General features: G+C 73.0%; 22 protein-coding genes. 12 read left to right on the forward strand and 10 right to left on the reverse strand.

Annotated features, from left to right (window positions below):
* Positions 1-11 precede the first annotated feature (11 nt).
* The 5 genes from paaE to paaA are packed head-to-tail and all read right to left on the reverse strand — an operon-like array spanning position 12 to position 3643.
* Positions 12-1070 carry a 1,2-phenylacetyl-CoA epoxidase subunit PaaE gene (gene paaE / locus H0H10_RS31470; RefSeq protein WP_188184538.1) on the reverse strand — a complete coding sequence of 353 codons (1059 nt, stop codon included), beginning with the start codon at positions 1068-1070 and terminating at the stop codon, positions 12-14.
* Positions 1070-1615 carry a 1,2-phenylacetyl-CoA epoxidase subunit PaaD gene (paaD, locus tag H0H10_RS31475; RefSeq protein WP_188184539.1) on the reverse strand — a complete coding sequence of 182 codons (546 nt, stop codon included), beginning with the start codon at positions 1613-1615 and terminating at the stop codon, positions 1070-1072. The genes paaE and paaD overlap by 1 nt, the downstream gene beginning before the upstream one ends.
* A complete protein-coding gene (paaC, locus tag H0H10_RS31480) occupies positions 1609-2334 on the reverse strand; it encodes a 1,2-phenylacetyl-CoA epoxidase subunit PaaC (protein WP_188184540.1) in 726 nt (241 codons plus the stop codon). Before paaC ends, paaD begins: the two co-directional genes overlap by 7 nt.
* Positions 2331-2618 carry a 1,2-phenylacetyl-CoA epoxidase subunit PaaB gene (paaB, locus tag H0H10_RS31485; RefSeq protein ID WP_188184541.1) on the reverse strand — a complete coding sequence of 96 codons (288 nt, stop codon included), beginning with the start codon at positions 2616-2618 and terminating at the stop codon, positions 2331-2333. The genes paaC and paaB overlap by 4 nt, the downstream gene beginning before the upstream one ends.
* Complete coding sequence (gene paaA / locus H0H10_RS31490; RefSeq protein WP_188184542.1) at positions 2615-3643, reverse strand: 1,2-phenylacetyl-CoA epoxidase subunit PaaA; 1029 nt, start codon at positions 3641-3643, stop codon at positions 2615-2617. Before paaA ends, paaB begins: the two co-directional genes overlap by 4 nt.
* Before the next feature lie 763 nt (positions 3644-4406).
* On the opposite strand from paaA, the gene H0H10_RS31495 reads away from it, so the two are divergent.
* The 3 genes from H0H10_RS31495 to H0H10_RS31505 are packed head-to-tail and all read left to right on the forward strand — an operon-like array spanning position 4407 to position 7143.
* Positions 4407-5168: a DUF5819 family protein gene (locus H0H10_RS31495; RefSeq protein ID WP_373566927.1), complete on the forward strand. Its 762-nt coding sequence runs from the start codon at positions 4407-4409 to the stop codon at positions 5166-5168.
* Positions 5165-6379, forward strand: a complete 1215-nt coding sequence (locus tag H0H10_RS31500; RefSeq protein WP_188184544.1) for an HTTM domain-containing protein — start codon at positions 5165-5167, stop codon at positions 6377-6379. The genes H0H10_RS31495 and H0H10_RS31500 overlap by 4 nt, the downstream gene beginning before the upstream one ends.
* Complete coding sequence (locus H0H10_RS31505) at positions 6376-7143, forward strand: TrmH family RNA methyltransferase (RefSeq protein ID WP_188184545.1); 768 nt, start codon at positions 6376-6378, stop codon at positions 7141-7143. Before H0H10_RS31500 ends, H0H10_RS31505 begins: the two co-directional genes overlap by 4 nt.
* A gap of 15 nt (positions 7144-7158) precedes the next feature.
* Here H0H10_RS31505 and paaN read toward each other — a convergent pair whose 3' ends face one another.
* Positions 7159-8850: a phenylacetic acid degradation protein PaaN gene (gene paaN / locus H0H10_RS31510; RefSeq protein WP_188184546.1), complete on the reverse strand. Its 1692-nt coding sequence runs from the start codon at positions 8848-8850 to the stop codon at positions 7159-7161.
* Positions 8851-9010: 160 nt separating this feature from the next.
* Between paaN and H0H10_RS31515 the strand changes: the two genes are divergently transcribed.
* The gene (locus H0H10_RS31515; RefSeq protein WP_188184547.1) at positions 9011-10528 is read left to right on the forward strand and encodes a 3-hydroxyacyl-CoA dehydrogenase; all 1518 of its coding nucleotides are present in this window, start codon (positions 9011-9013) and stop codon (positions 10526-10528) included.
* Complete coding sequence (locus H0H10_RS31520) at positions 10525-11115, forward strand: TetR/AcrR family transcriptional regulator (RefSeq protein ID WP_188184548.1); 591 nt, start codon at positions 10525-10527, stop codon at positions 11113-11115. Before H0H10_RS31515 ends, H0H10_RS31520 begins: the two co-directional genes overlap by 4 nt.
* Before the next feature lie 12 nt (positions 11116-11127).
* Here the strand turns inward: H0H10_RS31520 and H0H10_RS31525 are convergent, their stop codons facing one another.
* Positions 11128-11628 (reverse strand): Lrp/AsnC family transcriptional regulator, encoded by a 501-nt coding sequence (locus H0H10_RS31525; RefSeq protein ID WP_373566928.1) that lies wholly within the window; start codon positions 11626-11628, stop codon positions 11128-11130.
* Positions 11629-11803: 175 nt separating this feature from the next.
* Between H0H10_RS31525 and pdhA the strand changes: the two genes are divergently transcribed.
* The 6 genes from pdhA to H0H10_RS31555 are packed head-to-tail and all read left to right on the forward strand — an operon-like array spanning position 11804 to position 18870.
* Positions 11804-12946: a pyruvate dehydrogenase (acetyl-transferring) E1 component subunit alpha gene (gene pdhA, locus H0H10_RS31530; protein WP_188184549.1), complete on the forward strand. Its 1143-nt coding sequence runs from the start codon at positions 11804-11806 to the stop codon at positions 12944-12946.
* A complete protein-coding gene (locus tag H0H10_RS31535; RefSeq protein WP_188184550.1) occupies positions 12943-13947 on the forward strand; it encodes an alpha-ketoacid dehydrogenase subunit beta in 1005 nt (334 codons plus the stop codon). The genes pdhA and H0H10_RS31535 overlap by 4 nt, the downstream gene beginning before the upstream one ends.
* The gene (locus tag H0H10_RS31540) at positions 13947-15383 is read left to right on the forward strand and encodes a dihydrolipoamide acetyltransferase family protein (protein WP_188184551.1); all 1437 of its coding nucleotides are present in this window, start codon (positions 13947-13949) and stop codon (positions 15381-15383) included. The genes H0H10_RS31535 and H0H10_RS31540 overlap by 1 nt, the downstream gene beginning before the upstream one ends.
* 54 nt (positions 15384-15437) lie before the next feature.
* Entirely contained in the window at positions 15438-16400 is a 963-nt protein-coding gene (locus H0H10_RS31545; RefSeq protein ID WP_188184552.1) for an NTP transferase domain-containing protein, read from the forward strand.
* Positions 16397-17776 (forward strand): molybdopterin molybdotransferase MoeA, encoded by a 1380-nt coding sequence (locus H0H10_RS31550; protein ID WP_188184553.1) that lies wholly within the window; start codon positions 16397-16399, stop codon positions 17774-17776. Before H0H10_RS31545 ends, H0H10_RS31550 begins: the two co-directional genes overlap by 4 nt.
* Entirely contained in the window at positions 17773-18870 is a 1098-nt protein-coding gene (locus tag H0H10_RS31555) for a potassium channel family protein (protein WP_188184554.1), read from the forward strand. The genes H0H10_RS31550 and H0H10_RS31555 overlap by 4 nt, the downstream gene beginning before the upstream one ends.
* A 70-nt stretch (positions 18871-18940) precedes the next feature.
* Here the strand turns inward: H0H10_RS31555 and H0H10_RS31560 are convergent, their stop codons facing one another.
* Positions 18941-19789 carry an ABC transporter permease gene (locus H0H10_RS31560; RefSeq protein WP_188184555.1) on the reverse strand — a complete coding sequence of 283 codons (849 nt, stop codon included), beginning with the start codon at positions 19787-19789 and terminating at the stop codon, positions 18941-18943.
* Positions 19786-20796 carry an ATP-binding cassette domain-containing protein gene (locus tag H0H10_RS31565; RefSeq protein WP_188184556.1) on the reverse strand — a complete coding sequence of 337 codons (1011 nt, stop codon included), beginning with the start codon at positions 20794-20796 and terminating at the stop codon, positions 19786-19788. The genes H0H10_RS31560 and H0H10_RS31565 overlap by 4 nt, the downstream gene beginning before the upstream one ends.
* Before the next feature lie 172 nt (positions 20797-20968).
* On the opposite strand from H0H10_RS31565, the gene H0H10_RS31570 reads away from it, so the two are divergent.
* Positions 20969-21952, forward strand: a complete 984-nt coding sequence (locus tag H0H10_RS31570) for an NAD(P)H-quinone oxidoreductase (protein ID WP_188184557.1) — start codon at positions 20969-20971, stop codon at positions 21950-21952.
* Between the two features lie 55 nt (positions 21953-22007).
* On the opposite strand, the gene H0H10_RS31575 is transcribed toward H0H10_RS31570, so the two are convergent.
* A complete protein-coding gene (locus H0H10_RS31575) occupies positions 22008-22823 on the reverse strand; it encodes a hypothetical protein (protein WP_188184558.1) in 816 nt (271 codons plus the stop codon).
* Between the last annotated feature and the right edge of the window lie 21 nt (positions 22824-22844).

A 22844-nucleotide genomic window follows, 5' to 3' on the forward strand; every position in this document is an offset into this window, starting at 1 on the left:
CGGGCTTCGGGTCAGCGGTCGAAGTCCAGTTCCACCTTCTCCGTCAGCGGATGCGACTGGCAGGCCAGCACGTATCCGGCCTCCGTCTCCTCCGGTTCCAGCGCGAAGTTGCGGTCCATTCGCACCTCGCCGGCGACCAGGAAGGCCCGGCACGTCCCGCACACCCCGCCCTTGCAGGCGTAGGGAGCGTCGGGCCGGTTGCGCAGCACCGTCTCCAGCAGTGACTCGCCGTCCTGGACGGGCCAGGTGCCGCCGCGGCCGTCGAGCCGGGCCGTCACCGTGCTGTGCGCGGGGGCGGGGGAGGGCGCCGCCACGGCCGTACCGGCTTCCACGTGGAAGATCTCCTCGTGGATCCGGGTGCGCGGCACGCCGAGCCCGCGCAGTGCCCGCTCGGCCTGCTGCACCAGCCCGAACGGCCCGCACAGGAACCATCCGTCCACCCGCTCCACCGGCAGCAGCGCCGGCAGCAGCCCGGTCAGCCGCTCCTGGTCGAGCCGCCCGGACGGCAGCCCGGCCTGCTGTTCCTCCCGGGAGAGCACCGTCACCAGTTGCAGCCGCTCGGGGTGGCGGTCCTTCAGGTCGGCGACCTCCTCCAGGAACATCGTCGACGCGGACGTCCGGTCGCTGCGTATCAGACAGAACCGGGCCTCCGGCTCCCGTGCCAGCAGCGTCGACACGATCGACAGCACCGGGGTGATGCCGCTGCCGCCGACGACCGCGGCGTACAGGCCCGGCGCGGGGTCGAGCGTGAAACGGCCGGCCGGGGTCATCACCTCCAGTTCGTCACCGATGTCGATCTCCTTCAGCGCGTACGTCGAGAAGGCTCCGCCCTCGACCAGCCGCACCCCGACCCGCAGCTCGCTCGGGCCCTCGTCGCCGGGCGCCGGTGAGCAGATGGAGTAGGTGCGGCGTATCTCCCTCCCGTCGGCCGCACGGCGCAGGGCCAGGTGCTGGCCGGGCGCGTGCCGGTACTCCTCGCGAAGCGCCGGGGGCACGGTGAGGGTGAGGGCCACGGCGTCGTCGGTGATCCGGTCGACCGCGGCCACCCGGAGCCGGTGGAAGCGGGCCATCACAGCTCCTTGAAGTGGTCGAACGGTTCACGGCAGGCGAGGCAGCGCCGTAGCGCCTTGCACGCGGTGGACGAGAAGCGGCTGAGCAGTTCGGTGTCGGCGGATCCGCAGTGCGGGCAGCGGACGGGGGGCTGGGCGGGGGGCTCTTCCGGTTCCGGGGACCGTGTCCGGACCGGTCCCAGCGCCACGGGGACGGGGCCGGCGGGCCGGTGTGCGCGCGGCGGGGCGATGCCGAACCGCTGCAGCTTGTGCCGCCCTTCGTCGGTGATGTCGTCGGTCGACCAGGCGGGACTGAGCACCGTGCGGACGGTGACCTCCCGCATGCCGTGCTCGCGCAGCGCCCGCTCTATGTCCAGGGACATCGCCTCTATCGCAGGGCACCCGGTGTACGTCGGGGTCAGCTCGACCTCGACGGCGTCCGTGCCGCGGAGGTGCACCGCGCGCAGGACGCCGAGCTCGTGCAGGGTCAGCACCGGCAGTTCGGGATCGGGGACCGAGCCGGCGATCCGGAGGAGCTCCGCCTCCAGCGGGGTGGTCGTCACCATGACGCCCCCGGGTGGCTGCGGTGCAGGTGCTGCATCTCGGCGAGCATCCTGCCGAAGGGTTCGGTGTGCAGGCCCTGGCGGCCCGCTCCGGCCGACCACGCGCCCGTGCGCGGACCCTCGGGGACCGTCAGGGTGGCCCGGCGCAGTACGTCTCCCACCCCTTCCAGCCAGGCCGTCTCCATCGCCGCCCAGTCGGCGTCCAGCCCGTCCACCGGCTGGAACATCTCGCCGGTGTACCGCCACAGGGCGTCGCAGGCCCGCTGCATCCGCTCATGGCTGAGATCCGTGCCGTCGCCGAGCCGCAGGGTCCACTGCTCGGCGTGGTCGCGGTGGTAGGCGACCTCCTTGACGGCCTTGGCGGCCAGTGGTGCGAAGGGGCCGTCGCCGGTGGCCAGGCCCGAGTACAGCAACTGCTGGTAGACGGAGAAGTACAGCTGGCGGGCGATGGTGTGGGCGAAGTCGCCGTTGGGCTGCTCGACGAGCTGCACGTTGCGGAAGGAGCGCTCCTCGCGCAGGTAGGCGAGCTCGTCCTCGTCGCCGGCCATCGACAGGAGCGTGCGGGCCTGGCCCAGCAGGTCGAGGGCGATGTTGGCGAGGGCGACCTCCTCCTCCAGGACGGGGGCGTGGCCCGCCCACTCCCCCAGGCGGTGGGAGAGCACCAGGGCGTCGTCGCCGAGGGCGAGGGCGGCGGCTGCCGTCGTGTCGACCGGGGCTGTCACAGGTGCTTCACTCCCTCGGGGATCTCGTAGAAGGTCGGGTGCCGGTAGGGCTTGTCGGCGGACGGCTCGAAGAAGGGGTCCTTCTCGTCCGGGGAGGACGCCGTGATCGCGGACGACGGGACGACCCAGATGGAGACGCCCTCGCCGCGCCGCGTGTACAGGTCGCGGGCGTTGCGCAGGGCCATGTCCGCGTCCGGCGCGTGCAGGCTGCCGGCGTGGGTGTGGGACAGGCCCCGGCGCGAGCGCACGAAGACCTCCCACAGGGGCCAGTCGGTGGTGGTCATGCTCGCGTCGCTCCCGTCTGCCCGGCGTGCCGGGTCTCACCGTGGTGCTTGGCCGCGTGGGCCGCGGCGGCCTCCCGTACCCAGGCGCCCTCGTCATGTGCCCTTCTGCGCTGGGTGATCCGCTGTTCGTTGCACGGGCCGTTGCCCTTGAGGACGTTCTGGAACTCCGTCCAGTCGATCGGGCCGAAGTCGTGGTGTCCGCGCTCCTCGTTCCACTTCAGGTCCGGGTCGGGGAGGGTGAGGCCCAGCGACTCGGCCTGGGGGACGCAGATGTCGACGAAGCGCTGGCGCAGTTCGTCGTTCGAGTGGCGCTTGATCTTCCAGGCCATCGACTGCGCCGAGTGCCGGGACGCGTCGTCGGGCGGCCCGAACATCATCAGCGACGGCCACCACCAGCGGTTCACCGCGTCCTGTGCCATCGCGTGCTGCTCGGGGGTGCCGCGGCTGAGGGCGAGCAGCAGCTCGTAGCCCTGGCGCTGGTGGAAGGACTCCTCCTTGCAGATCCGGACCATCGCGCGCGCGTACGGGCCGTAGGAGCAGCGGCACAGGGGCACCTGGTTGGTGATCGCGGCGCCGTCCACGAGCCAGCCGATCGCGCCGACGTCCGCCCAGGTCAGCGTGGGGTAGTTGAAGATCGAGGAGTACTTCTGGCGGCCCGAGTGGAGCTTGTCGAGCAGCTCGTCGCGGCTCACGCCCAGGGTTTCGGCCGCGCTGTACAGGTACAGGCCGTGGCCGGCCTCGTCCTGGACCTTGGCCATCAGGATGGCCTTGCGGCGCAGGGAAGGCGCGCGCGTGATCCAGTTGGCCTCCGGCTGCATGCCGATGATCTCGGAGTGGGCGTGCTGGGCGATCTGCCGGACGAGTGTCGCGCGGTAGGCGTCGGGCATCCAGTCGCGCGGCTCGATGCGGTCGTCGGCGGCCACGGCGGCGTCGAAGGCGCGCTCGAACGCGGTGGTGTCTTCGGCGGCGTCCGGAGTGCCGTATGCCGTGGTACCGGCCGTGTCGTGCGCGGCTGCTGTCGCCATGAGGTCCCCCTCGACCTGGGCTCTGCTCGGGGCATGCTCCCGACCGATCGTTCGGTTCGTGCGATTCCATGGTGAGACGGGGGCCGTAAGGTGTCAACCGCTGTGGATAACCTGCCGGGGCCGTCTGTGGAAAAGCGGAATCCTCCCGTGGCCCGGAGGATCGCGGCCCGTGTCCGGCCCGGCCCGGAGCGGGCGGCGGGTGGAGGCGTGCGGCGGCGTGTGGCGGCGGGTGTGGTGACGGCCACGCTGCGGTCGGTCCGACGGGGCTGTGCGGGCGGGCGGTCCTGAGTACCGTTCCCGTTCGAGCGCCGTGGAGCGGGCGCCACGGGTGGTGGGCACGGCGCCCCGCGGCAGGCGGGTGGAACGACGAACCGGGACCGGGAAACGGGGCGGGATGGACGCGTACGACACAGGCTCGACCGCCCGGCAGGGGCCGGGCGGTCGGGGCGAGCCGGGTGGCGCCGGTGGGGCCGGTGAGGCCGCTGGGCTCAGTGACACCCGTGGTCCCAGTGACGTTGCTGACGGTATCGGCGGGGCCAGTGGTCCAGGCGGGTCCTGTGGTCCTGGCGAGCTTGGCGGTGCTGCGTCCCATGGTGCCGGCGAGCCCGGCGGTGCTGGCGAGCCAGGTCGTTCCGCCGAGTCCGGCGACGGGTTCGAGGGGGCTCGTGTCGGGTCGGAGGCGTCTCGGGACGGGGCAGAGGGGTCTCTTTCCGGGCCCGAGGCGGCTGGTGCCGGGGCCGAGCGGTGGTTCCATGCCGGGCCCATGGAGTCTCAGACGGCGGTCACGGAGTCCCAGTCCGGCGCCACGGAGTCCCGAGGCGGCGTCGCGGCGGCCCGGGAGGGCGTCGCGGCGGTCCGGGACGGTGCCGTGGATCCCCGTACCGGAGTCGCCGCGCTCTCCCCGCGGTATCAGATCGGTGCCGCTCTCGCGCTCGCGGTCGTCGCGGTCGCCGTCTGCGTCCACATCGGCCTGACGTTCCTGCACGTCGCCCCGTCCAACACCCTCACCAAGCAGCACGGCGCGGTGATGGACGAGTGGATCTACCCGGAGTTCGAGCAGAACTGGAAGCTCTTCGCGCCGAACCCGCTCCAGCAGAACATCTCCGTCCAGGTCCGGGCCGAGGTGAGTACGGCGGACGGCGGTATACGCACCACCGGCTGGTACGACCTGTCCGCCCAGGACGGCCGGGCCATCGACGGCAACCCGCTGCCGAGCCACACCCAGCAGAACGAGCTGCGCCGTGCCTGGGACTTCTTCGTCGCCACCCACGACTCCGACAACCGCCCGGTGGGCCTGCGCGGCGCGCTCTCGGAGACCTATCTGCGCCGGATCGCGGTGCTGCGCCTGGACCGGAACGACGCGGCCGGGCCGCGCGGCGTCGTCGAGCGCGTCCAGTACCGCTCCCGGACCGTGAACGTGCCGCCGCCCGAATGGAGCGGTGAGCGGGTCTCCGACCGGCCGGTGTACCGGGTGCTCCCCTGGTGGACGGTGCCCGCCGGCGAGACGGTGGGGGGCGCCGCGTGAACCGCTTCGCCCTCTCGGTCTCCCGGGGCATCTCCCGCGTCACCGACTCCGCGCTCGGCCCGTACCAGACCGCGGTGATCCGCATCGGCTTCAGCGCGACCTGGCTGCTCTTCCTGCTGCGCGAGTTCCCCCACCGCCACGAGCTGTACGGCCCCGACGGCCCCTGGAGCCGGGACCTCGCCGAGCAGCTGATCACGGACAACGGTGCCTTCACGGCGCTGATGTGGTGGGACGGCCGGTTCTGGTTCGAGGCCGTCTACGCGCTGTCCGCCCTGGCCTGCGTCCTGCTGCTGCTCGGCTGGCGCACCCGCACGATGTCGGTGCTCTTCATGGCCGGCGTGCTCTCGCTGCAGAACCGCAGCATCTTCATGGGGGACGGCGGCGACAACGTCCTGCACCTGATGAGCATCTACCTCGTCCTCACCCGCTGCGGCCAGGTGTGGTCGCTCGACGCCCGCCGGGCGGGGCGGGCGCGCGAGGCACGCGCGCGTGGGGAACGCGTCGTGGACCGGACCGGTCCCGCGCTGTGGGGTGTGCTCGGGCTGCTGCTCGTCACCGTGACGCTGGCGGGCCGGCTCGACGGCGACTGGTTCGTACCGGCGCTGCTGTGGGCGGTGTGGCTCGGGCAGGCCGTGTGGTGGGTCGTGGGGCGCCTCGCGCGGAGCGGTGAGCCCCGGGTGCTGCTGGACGTCGTCGCCAACATCGTGCACAACGGCGCCCTGTTCGTGATCATGGCCGAGGCCTGTCTGATCTACGCCACGGCCGGCTGGTACAAGATCCAGGGCTCGCGCTGGCAGGACGGCACCGCGGTCTACTACCCGCTGCACCTGGACTACTTCTCGCCCTGGCCCGCCCTCGCCGACCTGCTGACCGCCAGCGGCACGCTCGTGCTGCTCATCACGTACGGCACGGTCGCCGTGCAGGTCGCCTTCCCGTTCACGCTGTTCAACCGGCGGATCAAGAACGTCCTGCTGGCCGCAATGATCATCGAGCACGCCGTGATCGCCGTGGTGCTCGGACTGCCCTTCTTCTCGCTGGCGATGATCGCCGCCGATGCGGTGTTCCTGCCGACGACGTTCCTGCGCCGCCTGGGCGGCTGGGCGGAACGCGCCCGTGACCGGCTGGTCCCGTGCCGGGGCGGGCGCGCGCCGGTGCCCGCCCCGCGCGACGGAAAGGACGCCGAGCACGCGCGCGTAGGCTTCTCGGCATGACCGGAACCGGCACCGACGCCCTGCACGTCTGGCGCAGGCACGCCGACGCGTGTGTGCTGCTCGACGGCTTCCACGCCCTCAAGCACGCGTTGCGCTTCGGTGCCGAGGTGCCGGTGGCGGTCACGGGCGACCGCGCGGCTGCCCTCGCCCTCGCCGGCGAGCTGGCCCCGGACGTACGGGACGCCCTGGACGGTCTGCTCGCCGAGGTGCCCCAGGAGACGTACGCGTCCCTCGTCCCGCGCCCGCACCCCACGGCCGTGGCCGCCCTGGCCGTGCGTCCCTCGCGCGCGGCCGGACTGCGGAAGCTGGCGCACACGCCCCGCAGCGCGCCCGTCGTGGTCCTCGACAACCCCCGCAACCTCGGCAACGCGGGGGCCGTGATCCGGCTGGCGGCCGGCTTCGGGGCGACCGGTGTGGTCACCACGGGAACGCTCGACCCGTGGCACCCCACGGTGGTGCGCGGCGGGGCGGGGCTGCACTACGCGACCACCGTGGAGCGGCTGTCCGTCGAGGAGCTGCCGCCGGGGCCGGTGTTCGCGCTGGACCCGGAGGGCGAGGACCTCCGCGGGGTCAAGCTGCCGGACGACGCGCTGCTCGCCTTCGGCTCCGAGCGCAGCGGCCTGTCCCGCGAGCTGCGTGCGCGTGCCGACCATCTGCTGGCGCTGCCGATGCGCCCCCAGGTCTCCAGCTACAACCTCGCGACCAGCGTGGCCATGACGCTGTACCACTGGAGTGCCACCGGGGGCGCGACCCACCTGCGCTAGGACGGGCCCGGCACCCTATGCCTCCCGGCGCACCTCCACCATCCGGAACCGGTTCGCGACGAACGCCCCGTCGGTGAGGGCCGCGTTGGCCGCCGGGTTGCCGCCGGAGCCGTGGAAGTCGGAGAAGGCGGCGGTCTGGTTGACGTACACCCCGCCGGTGAGGTTGAGGGACAGCTGGGCGGCCTCCTCCAGGCAGGCTTCCTGCACGGCCTGCTCGACCTCTGCGTCGGTGGTGTACGCGCCGACCGTCATCGCACCCTTCTCGCGGATGCTGCGGCGCAGCAGCTCCACCGCGTCCGTCGCCGAGTCGACCGCGACGGCGAAGGAGACGGGCCCGAAGCACTCGCTCATGTAGGCCGCCTCGTCGTCCGGCTTGGCGCCGTCCAGCTTCACGACGACCGGGGTGCGCACGACCGCGTCCGGGAACTCGGGGTTGGTCACCTCGCGGGAGGCCAGGGCCACTTCGCCGAGGCCGGCGGCGGCCTCCAGGCGTGCCTTGACGTCCGGGTTGACGATGGCGCCGAGCAGGGCGTTCGCCCGCGCGTCGTCGCCGAGGAGCCCGTCGACGGCGCGCGCCAGGTCGGCGACCACCTCGTCGTAGGTCTTCGCTCCCTGGTCGGTGCGGATGCCGTCGCGGGGGATGAGGAGGTTCTGCGGGGTGGTGCACATCTGGCCGCTGTACAGGGACAGGGAGAAGGCCAGGTTGGAGAGCATCCCCTTGTAGTCGTCGGTCGACTCGACGATCACCGTGTTGACACCGGCCTTCTCGGTGAAGACCTGCGCCTGGCGGGCGTTGGCCTCCAGCCAGTCGCCGAAGGCGGTGGAGCCCGTGTAGTCGATGATCCGGATCTCCGGGCGGGTCGCCAGGTCCTTGGCGATGCCCTCGCCGGGGCGCTCGGCGGCCAGTGCCACCAGGTTCGGGTCGAAGCCTGCGTCGGCGAGCACCTCGCGGGCGGTCCGCACGGTGAGCGCGAGCGGCAGCACCGCGCGCGGGTGGGGCTTGACCAGGACCGCGTTGCCGGTGGCGAGGGAGGCGAACAGGCCCGGGTAGCCGTTCCACGTCGGGAAGGTGTTGCAGCCGATGACGAGGCCGATGCCCCTCGGCACCGCCGTGAACCGCTTGGTGAGCGCGAGCGGGTCGCGCTTGCCCTGGGGCTTGGTCCACTGTGCCGCCTCGGGCGTGCGGACCTGCTCCGCGTACGCGTACGCCACCGCTTCCAGGCCGCGGTCCTGTGCGTGCGGGCCGCCCGCCTGGAAGGCCATCATGAAGGCCTGGCCGGAGGTGTGCATCACCGCGTGCGCGAACTCCATCGTCCGGTCGCTGATCCGCTTGAGGATCTCCAGGCAGACCATCGCGCGCAGCTCGGGACCCGCGTCCCGCCACGCGCGCTGCCCGGCCTTCATGGCGGGCAGCAGCACGTCGATGTCCGCGTGCGGGTACTCCACGCCCAGCTCGATGCCGTACGGCGAGACCTCGCCGCCCACCCAGCCGTCCGTGCCGGGCTGGCCCAGGTCGAGGCGGGTGCCGAGCAGCGCGTCGAAGGCGGCCTTGCCCGCGGCCGTGTCGAGGCTGCCGTTCTCCCCGTAGGCCTTGGGGTGCTCGGGGTGGGGGGACCAGTACGCGCGCGTGCGGATCGTTTCCAGCGCCTGATCGAGGGTGGGCCGGTGCTGGGCGATCAGCTGGGGCGCGGTGAGTTCGGCGGCCATGCGGGACCAACTCCTCGTCTCAGGAACTCTTCGTCGAGCTCATGACCTGGGCAGAAACCTGGGCGGGAACAACCGGACAGAGTTAGAGTAACCGAACGATCGGTCGGGACAAGGGGGACCGCCGCATCTGTGGAAAACCCCGTGCGGGAGGATCGCGCACATGACAGCACTCGACCTCAGCAGCCCCGTGGCCGTCGTCGGCACCGGCACCATGGGCCAGGGCATAGCCCAGGTGGCGCTGGTCGCGGGCCATCCCGTACGGCTGTACGACGCCGTCCCGGGGCGTGCCCGGTCGGCGGCCGACGCGATCGGTGCCCGGCTCGACCGGCTCGTGGAGAAGGAACGGCTCACCGCCGCCGACCGGGACGCGGCACGCGCCCGTCTGAAGCCCGCCGAGGACCTCGCCGAGCTGGCCGACTGCGCCCTGGTCGTCGAGGCGGTCCTGGAGCGGCTGGAGATCAAGCAGGAGCTGTTCCGCGAGCTGGAGGGCATCGTCGGCGACGACTGCCTGCTCGCCACCAATACCTCCTCCCTGTCCGTCACCGCCATCGGCGGCGCCCTCGCCCGGCCCGGACGCTTCGTCGGCCTGCACTTCTTCAACCCCGCGCCGCTGCTGCCGCTGGTGGAGGTGGTCTCGGGGTTCGCCACCGACGTGGCGTCGGCCACGCGCGCGTACGAGACGGCCCGCGCCTGGGGCAAGACCCCGGTCGCCTGCGCCGACACCCCCGGCTTCATCGTCAACCGCATCGCCCGGCCCTTCTACGCCGAGGCCTTCGAGGTGTACGAGAACCAGGGCGCCGACCCCGCGACCATCGACGCCGTGCTGCGCGAGTCGGGCGGCTTCCGGATGGGCGCCTTCGAGCTGACCGACCTGATCGGGCAGGACGTCAACGAGTCCGTCACGCACTCCGTGTGGCAGTCCTTCTTCCAGGACCCGCGCTTCACGCCGTCGCTCGTCCAGCGCCGCCTGGTCGAGTCCGGCCGGCTCGGCCGCAAGAGCGGGCAGGGCTGGTACGACTACCGGGACGGCGCCGAGCGTCCCGAGCCGCACACCGCTGAGCCGGCCGAGCCGCCCGCGTACGTGGTTGCCGAGGGGGACCTGGGGCCGGCCGCCGAACTGCTCGCGCTGATCCGCGAGGCGGGCATCGAGGTCCGTGAGACGGACGAGGACAACGGCACGCGGCTGGTCCTGCCCGGCGGCGGACAGCTCGTGCTCGCCGACGGCCAGACCTCCGTGGAGTTCCGGGACGTCGTGTACTTCGACCTCGCCCTCGACTACCGCGAGGCCACCCGCATCGCCCTGTCCGCCGCGCAGCACACCTCGCCCCGGACGCTCGCCGAGTCCACCGGCCTGTTCCAGGCGCTCGGCAAGAAGGTCAGCGTCATCGGCGACGTCCCCGGCATGATCGTCGCCCGCACGGTGGCACGGATCATCGACCTGGCGCACGACGCGGTCGCCAAGGGCGTGGCCACCGAGGAGGACGTCGACACCGCGATGCGCCTGGGCGTCAACTACCCGCTGGGCCCGTTCGAATGGAGCCGCAGGCTCGGTGGCGGCTGGGCCTGCGCCGTCCTCGACAACCTGCACGAGTGCACGCCCTCGGGCCGCTACGCGCCGTCCCTCGCGCTCTACCGCCACGCGTACGCCTCCGACAAGCGGGAGGGCAGCTCGTCATGACCACCGCCAAGCGCGACACCTACACGCCGGAGACGCTGCTGTCCGTGGCCGTCCGGGTCTTCAACGAGCGTGGTTACGACGGCACGTCCATGGAGCACCTCTCCAGGGCCGCCGGCATCTCCAAGTCCTCGATCTACCACCACGTCACGGGCAAGGAGGAGTTGCTGCGCCGGGCCGTGAGCCGGGCGCTGGACGGCCTGTTCGGGATCCTCGACGAGGAGCACGCGCGCGTGGGGCCCGCCGCGGGGCGGCTGGAGTACGTCGTGCGGCGGATGGTCGAGGTGCTCATAGCCGAACTGCCCTACGTGACGCTCCTGCTGCGGGTCCGCGGCAACACGGACACCGAGCGGTGGGCGCTGGAGCGGCGGCGCGAGTTCGACCACCGGGTGGCCGGACTGCTGAAGGCGGCGGCCGCGGACGGGGACGTGCGCGGCGACGTGGAGGTGCGGCTCGCGACGCGGCTGGTCTTCGGAATGATCAACTCGATCGTCGAGTGGTACAGGCCGGACGGGCGGGGCATGAGCGAGCGCGAAGTGGCCGACGCCGTGACGCGGTTGGTGTTCGGGGGGCTGCGCGGAACCTCGTGACCCGGCGCGGGCTCAGCCCTGCGGCTCCAGGTCCTCCTCCTCGAAGACCAGCAGGGTGCGGGTGCTGAGCACTTCCGGGATCGCCTGGAGGCGGGTGAGCACCAGCTCGCGCAGGGCGCGGTTGTCGGGGGTGTGGATCAGGAGCAGGACGTCGAAGTCGCCGCCCACGAGGGCGATGTGGGAGGCGCCGGGAAGCTCTCTGAGCTGCTCGCGCACGGTGCGCCAGGAGTTCTGGACGATCTTCAGGGTGATGTACGCCGAGGTGCCCTGTCCCGCGCGTTCGTGGTCGACGCGGGCGCCGAAGCCGCGTATGACGCCGTCCTCGACGAGCCGGTTGATCCGCGCGTAGGCGTTCGCGCGCGAGACGTGCACCCGCTCGGCGACCGACCGTATGGAGGCACGGCCGTCCGCCTGGAGCATGCGCAGGATGTCCTGGTCGATGGCGTCCAGGGGGCGCGGGGGCGGCAGGACGCCGGTCTCCTCCGGGCGCTCGGCCATTTGTTCAGATGCCATGTCCCCCCGCCTTCCTACCATGGACGTACTGCATCCATCTCAGGCTGTGGAGAACCGTTTGTCCACAGCCTGGGGGCGCCTGTAGCCAAATTGTGCCGACGACCGAACAATCGGTAGGTGAGGCCCGTCACACCCGTGCCGTGCCGACAAGCCGCTCCCACGAGGAGGTGCCGTCATGACGGTCATGGAGCAGCGGGGCGCGTACCGGCCCACCCCGCCGCCCGCCTGGCAGCCCCGTACCGACCCCGCGCCGCTGCTGCCCGACGCGGAGCCGTACCGGGTCCTCGGCACGAAGGCGGCCGACCGGGCCGACCCCGAGCTGCTGCGCGCGCTCTACGCCCGGCTGGTGCACGGCCGGCGGTACAACGCGCAGGCCACGGCCCTGACCAAGCAGGGACGGCTCGCCGTCTACCCCTCCAGCACCGGCCAGGAGGCCTGCGAGGTCGCCGCCGCGCTGGTGCTCCAGGAGCAGGACTGGCTCTTCCCCAGCTACCGCGACACGCTCGCCGTCGTCGCCCGCGGAGTCGATCCCGTCCAGGCCCTCACGCTGCTGCGCGGCGACTGGCACACCGGCTACGACCCCTACGAGCACCGGGTGGCCCCCCTGTCCACTCCGCTCGCCACCCAGCTTCCGCATGCCGTCGGCCTCGCCCACGCCGCCCGCCTCAAGGGCGACGACGTGGTCGCGCTGGCGATGGTCGGCGACGGCGGCACCAGCGAGGGCGACTTCCACGAGGCGCTGAACTTCGCCGCCGTCTGGCAGGCCCCGGTCGTCTTCCTCGTGCAGAACAACGGCTTCGCGATCTCCGTCCCGCTCGCCAAGCAGACCGCGGCCCCGTCGCTGGCCCACAAGGCCGTCGGCTACGGGATGCCCGGCCGCCTGGTCGACGGCAACGACGCCGCCGCCGTCCACGAGGTCCTCTCCGACGCCGTACGGCACGCGCGCGCCGGTGGCGGCCCGACCCTGGTGGAGGCGATCACGTACCGCGTGGACGCCCACACCAACGCCGACGACGCCACCCGCTACCGCGGCGAGGCCGAGGTCGAGACCTGGCGCGCGCACGACCCGGTCGAGCTGCTGGAGCGCGAGCTGACCGAGCGCGGCCTGCTCGACGAGGACGGCATCCGCGCCGCCCGCGAGGACGCCGAGACCATGGCCGCCGACCTGCGTGCCCGCATGAACCAGGACCCGGTGCTCGACCCCATGGACCTGTTCGCCCACGTGTACGCCGAGCCCACGCCCCAACTGCGTGAGCAGCAGGAGCAGCTGCGGGCCGAGCTGGAGGCCGAGGCCGAGTCGGAAGGGACGCACCGATGACGACCGTCGCCGTCAGGCCGGCCACCATGGCGCAGGCCCTCACCCGCGCGCTGCGCGACGCCATGGCCGCCGACCCCGCCGTGCACGTCATGGGCGAGGACGTGGGCACGCTCGGCGGCGTCTTCCGGGTCACCGACGGGCTCGCCAAGGAGTTCGGCGAGGACCGCTGCACGGACACGCCGCTCGCCGAGGCCGGCATCCTCGGCACGGCCGTCGGCATGGCGATGTACGGGCTGCGCCCGGTGGTGGAGATGCAGTTCGACGCGTTCGCCTACCCGGCGTTCGAGCAGCTCGTCAGCCACGTCGCCAGGATGCGCAACCGCACGCGGGGGGCGATGCCCCTGCCGCTGACCATCCGCGTGCCCTACGGCGGCGGCATCGGCGGCGTCGAGCACCACAGCGACTCCTCCGAGGCGTACTACATGGCGACTCCGGGGCTCCATGTCGTCACGCCCGCGACCGTCGCCGACGCCTACGGGCTGCTGCGTGCCGCCATCGCCTCCGACGACCCGGTGGTCTTCCTCGAACCCAAGCGCCTGTACTGGTCGAAGGACGCCTGGAACCCCGAGGAGCCGACGCCCGTTGAACCGATAGGCCGCGCGGTGGTGCGGCGCTCGGGGCGGAGCGCCACGCTCATCACGTACGGGCCGTCCGTGGTCGTCTGCCTGGAGGCGGCCGAGGCGGCCCGGGCCGAGGGCTGGGACCTCGAAGTCGTCGATCTGCGCTCGCTGGTGCCGTTCGACGACGAGACGGTGTGCGCCTCGGTGCGGCGGACGGGACGGGCGGTCGTCGTCCACGAGTCGGGTTCCTTCGGGGGCCCGGGCGGGGAGATCGCGGCCCGGGTCACGGAGCGTTGCTTCCACCACCTGGAGGCGCCGGTGCTGCGTGTCGCCGGGTTCGACGTGCCGTATCCGCCGCCGATGCTGGAGCGCCACCACCTGCCCGGTGTGGACCGCATCCTGGACGCGGTGGGGCGTCTGCAATGGGAGGCCGAGAGCTGATGGCACAGGTGCTGGAGTTCAAGCTCCCCGACCTCGGTGAGGGGCTGACCGAGGCGGAGATCGTGCGCTGGCTGGTCGAGGTCGGCGACGTCGTCGCGGTCGACCAGCCGGTCGTCGAGGTCGAGACGGCCAAGGCGATGGTCGAGGTGCCCTGCCCGTACGGCGGCGTGGTCACCGCCCGCTTCGGCGAGGAGGGTTCGGAACTGCCCGTGGGAGCGCCGCTCCTGACGGTGGCCGTGGGCGAGCCCGACGCCGACCGCGCGCCGGCGGATTCGGGCACGGGCGACGGCACGCGCACGGGCGACGGCACGAGTACCGGCGACGGCACGGGCACCGAGGGCTCGGGCAACGTCCTGGTGGGGTACGGCACCTCCGAGGCGCCCGCGCGCCGGCGCCGGGTGCGGCCGGTGCGGACGGCGACCGCAGCCCCCGCGGCGTCCGGACGGGCCGACGGGGAGGTCCGCACCGCCGACGAGGAGGGCGGCCCCGTCCCCGTCATCTCGCCGCTGGTCCGCAGGCTGGCCCGGCAGAACGGCCTGGACCTGCGCGAGCTGACCGGCTCCGGCCCGGACGGGCTGATCCTGCGGGCGGACGTGGAGTACGCGCTGCGTGCCGCCGCCGCGCAGGGCCGTACGGCGGTCCCGCAGGCCGGGGCGCCCGCGGCCGGGGCGCCCGCGGCCGGGGCGCCCGCGGCCGGGGTGGTCCGGGAGCCGGCAGCCGCCGCCCCCGAGGCCCGGGTCTCCGGGGGCGTCGTACGGACCCCCCTGAAGGGAGTCCGGGGCGCCGTCGCCGACAAGCTCTCCCGCAGTCGGCGCGAGATACCGGACGCGACGACCTGGGTGGACGCCGACGCCACGGAGCTGATGCGGGCGCGAGCCGCGATGAACGCGGCCGGCGGGCCGAAGATCTCCCTGCTCGCCCTGCTGGCCCGGATCTGCACGGCCGCGCTCGCCCGCTTCCCCGAGCTGAACTCCACGGTCGACACGCAGGCCCGGGAGGTCGTCCAGCTCGACCGCGTCCACCTCGGCTTCGCCGCCCAGACCGACCGCGGCCTGGTCGTTCCGGTCGTCCGGGACGCGCACGCGCGCAACGCCGAGGGGCTGACCGAGGAGTTCGCCCGGCTGACCGGGGCGGCCCGGGAGGGACGGCTGACACCGGCCGAACTGACCGGCGGCACCTTCACGTTGAACAACTACGGCGTGTTCGGCGTCGACGGCTCCACTCCGATCATCAACCACCCCGAGGCGGCCATGCTCGGCGTCGGCCGGATCGTCCCCAAGCCCTGGGTGCACGAGGGAGAGCTGGCGGTGCGGCAGGTCGTCCAGCTCTCGCTCACCTTCGACCACCGGGTGTGCGACGGCGGCACGGCGGGCGGTTTCCTGCGGTACGTGGCGGACTGCGTGGAACAGCCGGCGGTGCTGCTGCGCACACTGTGACCGAGCCGGTCCCCCTGCGTTCCCTGTGATCGCCCGGACACGCATACTCGGGGGGTGACCGCGTACGAGCCCCCGGGCGACCCCGGCTCCGGTACCGACCCCGCGCCGGGGACGGCCGCCGCCGCGTGGGACGCCGTCGTACTCGCCGGCGGCGCCGCACGCCGGCTCGGCGGCGCGGACAAGCCCGGCGTGCGCGTGGGCGGCCGCGCGCTGCTCGACCGGGTGCTCGCCGCCTGCGCCGGAGCACGGACCACCGTCGTCGTCGCCGACCCCCGGCCCACCGCGCGGCCGGTGACCTGGGCGCGCGAGGACCCGCCCGGCGGCGGACCGCTCGCCGCGCTCGCCGCCGGCCTGCGGCACACCACGGCGGAGCACGTCGTGGTGGTCTCCGCCGACCTGCCGTTCCTCGACGCGCGGACCGTCGAGCGGCTGCTGTCGGCCCTGGTCGCGGAGGCCGCCGAGGGCGCGCTGCTCATCGACGCCGAGGGCCGCGACCAGCCCCTCGTCGCCGCCTACCGTGCCTCCGCGGTCCGCCGCGAACTGGCCGCGCTCACCGGTGACCGCGCGGGCCCGGCCGGCCTGCCCCTGCGTCGCCTGACCGCCGGTCTCCGTCTCACCCGCGTCCACGGTCCCGTCGCGGCCTTCGACTGCGACACCTGGGACGACATCGCCACGGCAAGGGCACGCATCAGGGAGCATGGGCACGTGTTGGATGAATGGATTTCCGCAGCCAAGGACGAGCTGGGCATCGACCTCGACGTCGACACCGGCGTCCTGCTCGACCTCGCCCGTGACGCCGCCCACGGCGTGGCCAGGCCGGCCGCCCCGCTGACCACCTTCCTCGTCGGCTACGCGGCCGCGCGCGCCGGAGGAGGCCCCGAGGCCGTCGCCGAGGCCGCCCGCAAGGCCGCGGCCCTCGCCCAGCGCTGGGCGGAGGAGGCCACCGCCACCCCCGCCGAGGCAAGGCCCGACGTGGCACCCGACGCCACCCCGGACACCCGCCCGGACGCCGGATGACCGCCCCCGGCGCCCGGACCGACGAGGAAGCGGAAGACCTCGACGTCGAGGAGGTGCTCGCCCTCGTGAAGGAGAACCCCGGAGCTCCCCCCGGCGGCCCTGTGCCCGCGCACGCCCCGCACCACGGTCACCAGGGCACTTCCCACCGGCCGGCGGAGCACCGCCACCGCGCCACACCCTGGCCCGAGGCCCGGACGACCGCCGAGCGCGCCGCCCGGAGCGGGAGCCGCGGCGCCCGCAGGGCGCCGGTCTCCGTGCCCCTCGACGCGGCCCTCGGCCTCACCCTCGCCGCGCCCCTGACCGCCCTCACCGACCTGCCCTCCTTCGACACCTCCGCGATGGACGGCTGGGCGGTCGCCGGCCCCGGACCCTGGAGCGTGCGGGCCGAAGGCGCCCTGGCCGGACACGCGGAGCAGGAACCGCTCACCGACGGCGAGGCCGTCCGCATCGCCACCGGTGCCCGTGTCCCCCCGGACACCACCGCCGTGCTCCGCACCGAGCACGGCCGCAGCGACGACAAGGACCGTCTGCACGCGACCGGAGAGGTCGTGCACGGCCAGGACATCCGTCCGCGCGGCCAGGAGTGCCGCACGGGCGACCAGCTCCTGCCCGTCGGCACCCTCGTGACCCCGGCGGTCATCGGGCTCGCCGCGGCCGCCGGGTACGACGCCCTCACCGCTGTCCCCCGCCCCCGCGTCGACGTCCTCGTCCTCGGCGACGAACTGCTCACCGAGGGCCTGCCGCACGACGGCCTCATCCGCGACGCGCTCGGCCCCATGCTGCCGCCCTGGCTGCGGGCACTGGGCGCCGAGGTCACCGCGGTCCGCCGGATCGGCGACGACGCCGAGGCACTGCACCGCGCGGTCACGACGTCCGACGCCGACGTCCTCGTCACCACCGGCGGCACCGCGGCGGGCCCGGTCGACCATGTCCACCCCACCCTGCGGCGCATCGGCGCCGAACTGCTCGTGGACGGCGTCAAGGTCCGCCCGGGCCACCCCATGCTGCTGGCCCGCATCTCGGAGCGCCGGTTCCTCGTCGGTCTGCCGGGCAACCCCCTCGCCGCCGTCTCCGGGCTGCTCACGCTCGCCGAGCCGCTGCTGCGCGTCCTCGCGGCCCGTCCGGCACCGGACCCGTACGCGCTGCCGCTGCGGGACGGGGTGCACGGACACCCGTACGACACCCGGCTCGTCCCCGTCGTCCTGCGCGGCGACGAGGCCGTGCCGCTGCACTACAACGGTCCGGCCATGCTGCGCGGCATCGCGGCGGCCGACGCCCTGGCCGTCGTACCCCCGGGCGGCGCACGGCCGGGGCGGGAGACGGAACTTCTCGACCTGCCCTGGGCCGCCGGCGGAATCGGAGTGTGTTTCACGTGAAACTTCCGGGCCAGGACGCGATCGCCCGCCAGGCGGACGAACACCTTGTGACCCATCGGGTGAAACTCCCGAGAAAGATGGTGGAGCACCCGATCCGGCAGGTCGGCAAGCGGCTGTCCATGGCCCTCGTGGTGCTCGTGGTCACCGCCTTCATCGTCTATGCCGACCACGAGGGCTACAACGACAACTCCGACGGTTCCGTCGACCTGCTCGACTCCTTCTACTACGCGACCGTCACCCTCTCCACCACCGGGTACGGCGACATCACGCCCGTCAGCGACGCCGCCCGGCTGACCAACATCTTCGTCATCACGCCCCTGCGCGTGCTGTTCCTGATCATCCTGGTCGGCACCACGCTGGAAGCCCTCACCGAGCGCACCCGGGAGGAATGGCGACTGACCCGCTGGAGGTCCACCTTGCGCGATCACACCGTCGTCGTCGGCTTCGGCACGAAGGGGCGGTCCGCGCTCCAGACCGTCTGCGCTACCGGGCTGCGCAAGGATCAGGTCGTCGTGGTCGACCCCAGCAGCAAGGCGATCGAGGCCGCGACGGCCGACGGCTTCGCCGGGGTGATAGGCGATGCCACCCGCAGCGACGTGCTGAAGAGGGCCGAGGTGCAGCGCGCCCGCCAGATCATCATCGCAACCCAGCGCGACGACACGGCCGTTCTCGTGGCCCTGACGGCCCGGCAGATAAACCGCGGCGCGAAGATCGTGGCCGCGGTCCGCGAGGAGGAGAACGCGCCGCTGCTGAAACAGTCCGGCGCCGACGCCGTGATCACGAGCGCCAGCGCCGCGGGCCGCCTGCTCGGTCTGTCCGTGCTCAGCCCCGCCGCCGGCATGGTCATGGAGGACCTGATCCATCAGGGCAGCGGCCTCGATCTCGTCGAACGGCCGGTCATAAAGGCCGAGGTGGGCAGGAGCCCCCGAGAGACGGACGACCTGGTGGTGAGCGTGCTGCGCGGGCACCGGGTGCTCGGCTACGACGATCCCGCCGTCGGCGGACTGGAACTGACGGACCGGCTGATCACGATCGTGCGGGCGACACCGGGCACCAAGGTGGCACCCGACGCCCGCCCGCTGCTCGGCGACTGACCGCTGCTCGGCGACTGACCGCGGCCCGGCGACTCACCGGCGGGCCGGTCGGCGACCGGCCGCGACCCGGCTACTTGCGGTTGTACAGCCGCATCGTGACCGGCCCGAAGACCACCAGGAACAGGGCCGCCCAGCCCAGCGTCCAGCCGATCTCGTCGGCCGGCCACTCGCCCGCCATCAGCCCGCGCACGGCGGACGCCAGATGCGTGATCGGGCTGTTGTTGACGAACGCCTGCAGCCAGCCCGGCATCGTCCGGGGATCGACGAAGACGTTGGACAGGAAGGTGAGCGGGAAGATCACCATCATGCTGACGCTCATCACCGACTTCTCGGTGCGCAGCATCAGTCCGAACATCGTCCAGATCCACGAGAAGGCGAACGAGAACACCAGCAGCAGCCCGATGCCGACGACGACCCCGGTGAACCCGCCGTCCGGCCGGTAACCGAGGACCAGCCCGACGACGAGCATCACGGCGGACGCGATCGTGTAGCGCAGGGCGTCGCCGAGCAGGTAACCGACCATGGCCGACGGCCGCCAGATCGGCAGTGACCGGAAGCGGTCGAACACGCCCTTCTCGATGTCGATGTTCACCGAGACCCCGGTGTACATCGTGATCATCACGACCGACATCACGAGAATGCCGGGCAGCACGAACTGGATGTAGTCGCTCGGCGAACCGGCCAGCGCACCGCCGAAGAGGTACGTGAACATCAGCAGGTTCATGATCGGGAAGGCCGTGACGTCGAAGAGCTGCTCCGGCACATGCTTGATCTTGAGGATCGCGCGCCAGCCGAACGTCAGCGAGGTCGACAGGGAGCTGGGCCGCGGCGGCCGTTCCCTGGCGATCAGAAGGGCGGCCAGGGACTCGGTCCGGACCGGTGCCAGTTCCTTGCTCTCGGTGCTCGTGGCCGTGCTCACGCCGTCACCTCGTCCTTCGTGTCGTGGCCGGTGTCCTGCCCGGCGTCGTGCCCGGTCAGGGCCAGGAACACCTCGTCGAGGCTGGGCTGTCCCAGCGAGAAGTTGTCGACGGTGATGCCGGTCCGGGCCAGTTCGCCGAGCGCCCGTGCGGCCTGGCCCGCCGCGGTGTCGCTCGCCGCCGCACCGAGCCGGGCGGTCAGCGCCACCGGGTCGGGTTCCAGTTGCACCTCGGCGACCAGCAGCTCCCGCAGCACCCGCTCGGCCTCCGGCCGCTGGTCCGCGTCCCGCAGCCGCAGATGGACCGAACCGGCGCCGACGGACGCCTTCAGCTCGCCCTTCGTGCCCTCGGCGATCACCCTGCCCTTGTCGATCACGGCGATCCGGGACGCCAGCTGGTCGGCCTCGTCCAGGTACTGCGTGGTCAGCAGGACGGTCGTGCCCTGGGCGACGACCGCGCGCACGATGTCCCACACCTGGTTGCGGCTGCGGGGGTCCAGGCCCGTCGTCGGCTCGTCGAGGAAGAGCAGGTCGGGTGTGTTGAGGATGGACGCGGCGATGTCGATGCGCCGCCGCATGCCGCCGGAGTAGTGCTTGACCTGCTTGGCGGCCGCGTCCGTCAGCCCGAACGCCTCCAGCAGCTGCGCTCCCCGCTCCCGGGCGGCCTTCTTGCCGTGCCCGAGGAGCCGGCCCAGCAGGACCAGGTTCTCGGTGCCGGTGAGGTCCTCGTCCACGGACGCGTACTGCCCGGTGAGGCTGACGCGGGCGCGCACCTCGTCGGCCTCGCGCACGACGTCGTGGCCGAAGACATGGGCCTCGCCGCCGTCCGGCCTGAGCAGCGTGGCGAGCATCTTCACGGTGGTGGTCTTTCCGGCGCCGTTCGGACCGAGGACGCCGTAGACCGTGCCGGCCGGCACCGCGAGGTCCACACCGTCGACGGCCCGCGTCTCGCCGAACGTCTTCGCCAGGCCCGCCGTCTCGATCGCGAGACCGGACGTCTGCGTTCTCATGCTTGGTCCTTCCGCGTGCTTGGGGTACGCATGGGGAGACCTTTACCGTCGCGCAAACTCATCGGTCACGCACAGGGATTTCCGGCGGATGGGTCCAAAGACGGAGGACCGGTCCGACCGCGGGCGCAGGCAACCCGGCTCCGGCCGGGGCCGGAGGAGTAGCGTCCCCCTCATGCATGCGATCACGATTTCCGAACCCGGAGGCCCCGAGGCGCTCGTCTGGGCCGAGGTCCCCGATCCGGTGCCCGGCGAGGGCGAGGTCCTGGTCGAGGTGACGGCCAGCGCCGTCAACCGGGCCGACATCATGCAGCGGCAGGGCTTCTACGACCCGCCGCCCGGCGCGTCCCCGTACCCCGGCCTGGAGTGCGCCGGGCGCATCGCCGCGCTCGGGCCCGGAGTGTCCGGCTGGGCCGTCGGCGACGAGGTGTGCGCGCTCCTCGCGGGCGGCGGCTACGCCCAGAAGGTCGCCGTCCCGTCCGGTCAGCTGCTGCCGGTGCCCGAGGGCGTCGGCCTGAAGCAGGCGGCGGCGCTGCCCGAGGTGGTCTGCACGGTCTGGTCGAACGTCTTCATGGTCGCCCACCTCCGTCCCGGCGAGACGCTGCTGGTGCACGGCGGCTCCAGCGGCATCGGCACCATGGCGATCCAGCTCGCCAAGGCCGTCGGCGCGAAGGTCGCCGTCACGGCGGGCACCAAGGAGAAGCTGGAGCGCTGCGCCGAGCTGGGCGCCGACATCCTGATCAACTACCGGGAGCAGGACTTCGTCGCCGAGATCAAGGAGGCCACGGGCGGCGCCGGTGCCGACGTCATCCTGGACAACATGGGCGCCAAGTACCTGGACCGCAACGTCCAGGCCCTGGCCGTCAACGGACGGCTGGCGATCATCGGGATGCAGGGCGGCAGGAAGGGCGAGCTGAACATCGGCACGCTCCTCGCCAAGCGCGCCGCCGTCAGCGCGACCTCGCTGCGTGCCCGCCCCCTGGAGGAGAAGGCGGCCATCGTGGCGGCGGTGCGCGAACACGTCTGGCCGCTGGTCGCCGCGGGCCACGTCCGCCCGATCGTCGACCGCGAGCTGCCGATGAGCGAGGCGCCCGCCGCCCACCGGGTCGTGGAGGAGAGCGGCCACATCGGCAAGGTGCTGCTGACCACGGCCTCCTGAGAGCTGACCACGGCTCCTGGGAGCCGACAACGGTCCTGAGAGCCGAACACGCCGCCTAGCCGCGCCGGAGCCGCAGGCCCACGAAGGCCAGGGCCAGGCCGAGGCCCATGACGACCAGCCCGGTGCCCAGCGGCAGGAGCCGCATGACGGGCTCGGCGGCCGGCTCGGCGCCCGTGCCGGTCTGCGGTTCCTGCCGTGTCGGGACCGCGGAGGACACGAGGGTGGGCTCCCCGGGCTTCCCCGGCGACATGACGGGATGGAGGCCGTCGGAGAAGCCCACACCGCCGTCGGCGCCGGTGTCACCGGAGTTTCGGTCCGGGCTCTCCTCCGCGTCCCACGGCTCCAGCCGCCCCGGCCGCTCGCGTCCCTCGCCCGGCAGGCTGCCCGCCCGGGACGGCTCGTCGCCCGGCGCGGAGTCGGCGGTGAACGCGGACGAGACGGGCGAAGCGGAAGGAGACGGCGGCGTGGCGGACTTGGAGCGTGCCGTACTGCCCGCCGGACCGGACGTCGGGCGGGAGGCGTGGGTGGACGCGGCCGGGGAGGCGGAGCCGGTCTCCCTGCCGTCCCTGCCGCCCGTGCCCTCCATGCTGCCCGTGCCGCCCGTGCCGTCCCTGCCCCCCGCGCTGTCCCTGCCGCCCGTGCCGTCCCTGCCGCCCGTGCTGCCCGTGCTGCCCGTGCCGTCCGGATCCTCATGAGCCGTTCCCGAGGCCGCGGCGGAGGCCGACGCCGAGGGGGACGGGGACGCCACGGCGGCCGGAGGGACGAGCCCGGCACCGTGCGCCGCCCCGACCGCGCACGGCATCGCCACCGCGCCCATCCCCAGGGCCCCCGCCAGTCCCGTCGTCCGCAGTGCGCGCAGCCATGGAGTCACGTCGGTGGCCCCCTCCTCGTA

This window comes from Streptomyces griseicoloratus, from assembly GCF_014534645.1.
Classification (GTDB): Bacteria; Actinomycetota; Actinomycetes; order Streptomycetales; family Streptomycetaceae; genus Streptomyces; species Streptomyces griseicoloratus.

Excerpts from the sequence above, each read along its gene's own strand:
- H0H10_RS31540 (WP_188184551.1), top strand. The coding sequence starts at position 13,947 with ATGGCACAGGTGCTGGAGTTCAAGCTCCCCGACCTCGGTGAGGGGCTG.
- paaN (WP_188184546.1), bottom strand. The coding sequence starts at position 8,850 with ATGGCCGCCGAACTCACCGCGCCCCAGCTGATCGCCCAGCACCGGCCC.
- H0H10_RS31550 (WP_188184553.1), top strand. The coding sequence starts at position 16,397 with ATGACCGCCCCCGGCGCCCGGACCGACGAGGAAGCGGAAGACCTCGAC.
- H0H10_RS31565 (WP_188184556.1), bottom strand. The coding sequence starts at position 20,796 with ATGAGAACGCAGACGTCCGGTCTCGCGATCGAGACGGCGGGCCTGGCG.
- H0H10_RS31520 (WP_188184548.1), top strand. The coding sequence starts at position 10,525 with ATGACCACCGCCAAGCGCGACACCTACACGCCGGAGACGCTGCTGTCC.
- H0H10_RS31525 (WP_373566928.1), bottom strand. The coding sequence starts at position 11,628 with ATGGCATCTGAACAAATGGCCGAGCGCCCGGAGGAGACCGGCGTCCTG.
- H0H10_RS31505 (WP_188184545.1), top strand. The coding sequence starts at position 6,376 with ATGACCGGAACCGGCACCGACGCCCTGCACGTCTGGCGCAGGCACGCC.
- paaB (WP_188184541.1), bottom strand. The coding sequence starts at position 2,618 with ATGACCACCACCGACTGGCCCCTGTGGGAGGTCTTCGTGCGCTCGCGC.
- paaE (WP_188184538.1), bottom strand. The coding sequence starts at position 1,070 with ATGGCCCGCTTCCACCGGCTCCGGGTGGCCGCGGTCGACCGGATCACC.
- paaD (WP_188184539.1), bottom strand. The coding sequence starts at position 1,615 with ATGGTGACGACCACCCCGCTGGAGGCGGAGCTCCTCCGGATCGCCGGC.
- H0H10_RS31535 (WP_188184550.1), top strand. The coding sequence starts at position 12,943 with ATGACGACCGTCGCCGTCAGGCCGGCCACCATGGCGCAGGCCCTCACC.
- H0H10_RS31515 (WP_188184547.1), top strand. The coding sequence starts at position 9,011 with ATGACAGCACTCGACCTCAGCAGCCCCGTGGCCGTCGTCGGCACCGGC.
- H0H10_RS31570 (WP_188184557.1), top strand. The coding sequence starts at position 20,969 with ATGCATGCGATCACGATTTCCGAACCCGGAGGCCCCGAGGCGCTCGTC.
- H0H10_RS31495 (WP_373566927.1), top strand. The coding sequence starts at position 4,407 with ATGGAGTCTCAGACGGCGGTCACGGAGTCCCAGTCCGGCGCCACGGAG.
- paaA (WP_188184542.1), bottom strand. The coding sequence starts at position 3,643 with ATGGCGACAGCAGCCGCGCACGACACGGCCGGTACCACGGCATACGGC.
- pdhA (WP_188184549.1), top strand. The coding sequence starts at position 11,804 with ATGACGGTCATGGAGCAGCGGGGCGCGTACCGGCCCACCCCGCCGCCC.